This is a genomic window from Thermogutta sp. (genome assembly GCF_014359955.1).
GTDB lineage: Bacteria > Planctomycetota > Planctomycetia > Pirellulales > Thermoguttaceae > Thermogutta.
This window is the reverse complement of record NZ_JACIYL010000355.1, coordinates 1-4,306: the sequence shown is the minus strand read 5'-3', so window position 1 is coordinate 4,306 and position 4,306 is coordinate 1. Positions and strand designations below refer to the sequence as shown.

At 58.0% G+C, this 4,306-nt stretch carries 3 protein-coding genes and 1 pseudogene; 2 read left to right on the top strand and 2 right to left on the bottom strand.

Annotation, left to right across the window (positions count from 1 at the left end; translation table 11 throughout):
• Positions 1–297, top strand: a pseudogene (locus H5U08_RS11240) (gfo/Idh/MocA family oxidoreductase); the annotation flags it as partial.
• A 143-nt stretch (positions 298–440) separates the two neighbouring features.
• Here H5U08_RS11240 and trxA read toward each other — a convergent pair.
• Positions 441–767 carry a thioredoxin gene (gene trxA, locus H5U08_RS11235; RefSeq protein ID WP_297033036.1) on the bottom strand — a complete coding sequence of 109 codons (327 nt, stop codon included), beginning with the start codon at positions 765–767 and terminating at the stop codon, positions 441–443.
• A 444-nt stretch (positions 768–1,211) separates the two neighbouring features.
• Here trxA and H5U08_RS11230 point away from each other — a divergent pair, with 444 nt between their 5' ends.
• On the top strand, positions 1,212–2,864 hold the full coding sequence (locus H5U08_RS11230; protein ID WP_297033033.1) for an MFS transporter: 1,653 nt from the start codon (positions 1,212–1,214) through the stop codon (positions 2,862–2,864).
• 103 nt (positions 2,865–2,967) lie between these two features.
• On the opposite strand, the gene H5U08_RS11225 is transcribed toward H5U08_RS11230, so the two are convergent.
• Complete coding sequence (locus H5U08_RS11225) at positions 2,968–3,981, bottom strand: hypothetical protein (protein WP_297033031.1); 1,014 nt, start codon at positions 3,979–3,981, stop codon at positions 2,968–2,970.
• Between the last annotated feature and the right edge of the window lie 325 nt (positions 3,982–4,306).

Genomic DNA, 4,306 nt, shown 5'->3' with positions numbered 1-4,306 from the left:
GTTCAGCCGGAGTCTCTCAAAAAAGAACTTCCCGAGGCAGTCACTCGCGTCAAGGGTCTGGATGTTTCAGCCCACGCCCGCAACTTCTTCGACTGCGTTCGCTCGCGTCAGAAAACAGTGACCAACGAAATGATCATGCGGCGGTCGCATGTGGCGTGTCACGCGGCAGCCATCGCCTGGATCCTCAACCGCGAGCTCCGCTTCGATCCGGAACAGGAAAGATTTCCGGACGACGAGGAAGCGAATCTCCTGTGCGCGCGTCCAGAAAGGAATCCCTGGTCGGAGACGGGCGTCTAGCAGGACACATCCGGAATCGGTCCAGATCACGCTCCCATAAAGGCAAAGACGCGGCAGGAAGCTGACGATCATCGCCCCTGCCGCTTGTCTTGCTTTGTGGAACGGGACTTTACAGGCTGGGCTGAGGCAGGTTATCGAAGCCTTTACGATGCCGCCTGGACAAGGGCATCCTTGAGCCGGTCTTTGGACTGAACGCCGGTGAACTTCTGCACCACCTGGCCACCCTTAAAAATGATCAGCGCAGGGATGGCCGTCACCTGGTAGCGAACGGCCAGGTTCTGATTTTCGTCCACGTTGACCTTGCAGATTTTTGCCTGACCGGCCAGTTCTGTGGCCAGTTGCTCGACGGTCGGCGCAATCATCCGGCACGGGCCGCACCAGGGAGCCCAAAAATCCACAAGCACCGGGACATCCGCCTGGAGAACTTCTTTATCGAAATTGGCTTCGTTGACTTCAATGGCTTGACCCATCGCACACAATCCCTGTCGCTTCTCGTATGTTGACAATGCGAATATCGATTTGCCTGCACCGGCTTCCGGTCCGGTAAAGTAGGATCCGTACACACAGCTTATTGCCGATTATACGGAAATCGTTTTTGTCGTCAATTGCGTAAATGCATGGCCTTCACCTGCCGCGTCCGTAGATGGGTCGCAGGCAGTGTCCTCGGGCACGACACGTTGTGGCGGGCACGACAAGCGTGCCCCTCCGACCCTTCGGAGGGACCTGCCTGTCAGGTCCACTTGGCTTTGTCCACGGGACGCGTCATGAGTTCTGGGAAAAGTGGGGATGAGTCGGCCCTCCCCTGGTTGCGTAACGGCAGAGCCGCCGGTTAGAATTTCCCTCGACTTGTAAGCTCGTCCAACTGAAAAACACGACTGTGGCACCGGTTTCCTAGGCATGCGAGGGTTGCGCCGATGTTGAACGAAAAACTGCTCTTGCGGATTCGGCTGTGTGTCCTGATGTTCTTCCAGTTTTTCGTGTGGGCCTGCTGGATGGTGCCCATTGGGACGTTTGGGCCCTCGGTGCGGGGATTCAGTGGATCGGAGATGGGGTGGGTGTTTTCCACCACGGCGATTGCGGCCATCGTATCGCCTCTTTTCGTGGGCTTTGTGGCGGACCGCCTTTTCGATACTGAAAAGATCCTCGCGGTACTCCATCTGATTGGCGGAATCTGCCTCATCCTAACGGGTGTGCAAACCAGCTTTTGGCTCTTCTTTATCTGCTTGCTCGTGAACACGCTGGCCTTCATGCCCACGCTGGCGCTGGCGAATTCGCTCACGTTCCGCAACCTGGACGATCCGGCCACTTTTCCCCGGATTGCCATGTTCGGCACAATCGGCTGGATCATCTCCGGCTGGATTGTGGGGCTGTTCATCGGTGAGCGGAGCCCTGCCTTTTTCTATCTCGGTGGGGCTGTGGAAATCCTTCTGGCCGCGTATGTTCTGACCCTTCCTCACACTCCACCCCAGGCTAAGGAAGCGGGAATCGCGGATCTGCTCGGGCTGGGGGCCGTCAAGCTCCTCAAGGATCCCGAGTTTCTCCTGTTTACCGTATGTGCGTTTTTGATCGGCATTCCCGCTGTGTATTACTTCGTGAGCGCGAACCTCTACCTCACGCAGATCGGGGCCCCGGCGCCCACAGCCTTGATGACCATGGGCCAAATCTGCGAAATCGTGGCGATGGCCATCATGCCGATCTTTATCGCCCAACTGGGGCTGAACAAAGTGCTGGCCCTGGGAATGGCCGTCTGGGCCCTGCGGTACCTTCTGTTCGCCTCCGAGGTGTATCCGCTCGTTCTGCTGGGGATCCTCATTCATGGATTTTGCTACGTCTTCGTGTACGTGGGTTCCTATATCTTTGTGGACACCAAGGCCCCGCGGGAATTGCGTGCCAGCGCGCAGAGCTTCATTGCTTTTCTCATGCTCGGAGTGGCGTGGCTCATCGGGGCCAACCTCGCCGGTCGGACCAATGATGCCTATCCTGCCAGGGTCAGCACACTCAGGACAGCACAGATCATCCCTGAGGATCTCACCCTTCCCGCCTGGAACGAACTCGCCAGAGATTTTGATCAGAACAAAGACGGAATCATCACGTCGGATGAGATCGAACAGGTGTTGCGCAGCGCTCCGCAAGGGCAAGAACAACAGAATCGACAAAAGCTGTTCGATGCCCTCAAGGCGGTGACACGTCTTGTGCCCGCTTCCACGTTCGGACACGTCCAGGCAGCCGCGGCAGGGAAGTCGGTGTACATCACAAAAGCAGACTACCTGACGGTCAACCGTCTGGGCTGGCGAGATATCTGGCTCTGGCCTGCCATCATGGCCCTGGTGGTCTTCGGCCTGTTTACGCTGGGAATGCCGAAGAAAAAGGAACAGGCCGGTGAGGAATCCCCCGGTGAGGAGGCCGCTTCACAGCCTCCGGAGGCGCCGGCGGACACAGCGGCGTCCATGCCCGAGTCAGAGCCGGCAGCTCCCGCCGAGTCAACTCCGCCATCGCAGCCCGAGGCCCCACCAGAAACACCATCCGATGAAGCCGCGCCCCCGAGCGATCCCGGCACGTTCGGCTAAGCAAGATGTTCTCCGTGGGGCTCAGCGGTGCTGACGAGTCCGTCTCGTCTCCGCGCGCTGTGGGAATCCGCGCAGGACATGCCGTGCGGAGGCGGAAGAATTTTTACGCACACCAGGGCCGGTCACGCTTCCCGAGCTTGCGATAACAGTCCAGGAAGATGGCCACGTCTTCCGCAATTTGAAAATCGAACATTCCGACGATGAGGAAGTCCGCCCCATTCCGCAAGGCATACGGGAATCCCTGCCGCGGATGAATGGCCCCGGCTGCGAGCACTTTGAAGGCAAACCACGGTTTGGCGACCGTCTTCATGAACTCAATCGTTTCCTCCGGATTAAGACACCACATATTGTCGTTGAACGCGAACGGCTCGCTCCGCCGCGGCTTGTGCCAGCAGAAGTCTTCTCGCAATTCCTTGGGGGTCGCGGACCAGTACTGATCACTGTGGAGCGTTTTGACGTAAAAGTCGGCGCCAATCCCGTTTTTTTCGCATTCGATGGTGACGGTCAGAGAATGGCTTCCGATGCCCGCGGGAACCCCCGCTTCCTTGATGCACTCCACGGTGTTGGCCAGCACATCCAATCGGCCGGCCATGACGGGGGGTTCGCTGCGACCGCCATGTGTGTAGAGCATCGTTGCCCCGTGGCTGAGCACCTCGTCGATCTCCCGGCGAACGGCGTCTTTGTTGGCATCCGGGGTGATACAGACAATTGCCTGAAGTTTTCCCCCGCGTTCCCGGTTGTACTTTTCCACGAGCGGCAGGCAGGCGGGATTGCACTGGATCGTGTTGATTCCGTGGGCTTCGGCAAGGGCGAGGGTCTCGAACACTTTCGCCTCGGTATTGTAGGCTTTCAGAAGTCGGGAAATATAGACGAGGTCCCGACTGTGAGCGAAGCCCCCGATAAGATTGCCGCCGATCACCAGTCGGCTTATAGAGATGTCGCGAACTTTGCCGTGAGGCATCTGAAGGGCGATCTCGCTGGATGTTTTCTTTTCTTCAGATGCTGCACCTTGCTGGGCTGCTAGAAGGATTTGCTCTTCACGGCTGACAGCCGCACCCATGGCGGCGACGAATGCTGCCGTACTCAAAAAACATCGCCGGGAGGTTTGGTGACGCATACCGCGCGATCTCCTGTTCCCCAAGCTCGATCACACCCAGTGAGGGGACATCCCCCTCCAACGTGGAGCCGCCGTCTATTTTAAACGTTGCTTGGCCGTAATCGAAGAGGACACAAGCGACGGAGGATCGTCCCCGCAAAAACAGCCGAGCCTCTCATGGGGACGCTTGTTATCCTGCCACTGAGCCCCCACCGGTGATTGCGGTGACAGTCGGCGAAATCCCAAACTTCGGAATGAGATCGGAAATGATTTTGGTCCGTTGGTCTTGCCGGGAATCAAAAATTAACCGCAAGATATGCGTGTCCGTCCGTTTTTAACGGGTCGG

Excerpts from the sequence above, each read along its gene's own strand:
- trxA (WP_297033036.1), bottom strand. The coding sequence starts at position 767 with ATGGGTCAAGCCATTGAAGTCAACGAAGCCAATTTCGATAAAGAAGTT.
- H5U08_RS11230 (WP_297033033.1), top strand. The coding sequence starts at position 1,212 with ATGTTGAACGAAAAACTGCTCTTGCGGATTCGGCTGTGTGTCCTGATG.
- H5U08_RS11225 (WP_297033031.1), bottom strand. The coding sequence starts at position 3,981 with ATGCGTCACCAAACCTCCCGGCGATGTTTTTTGAGTACGGCAGCATTC.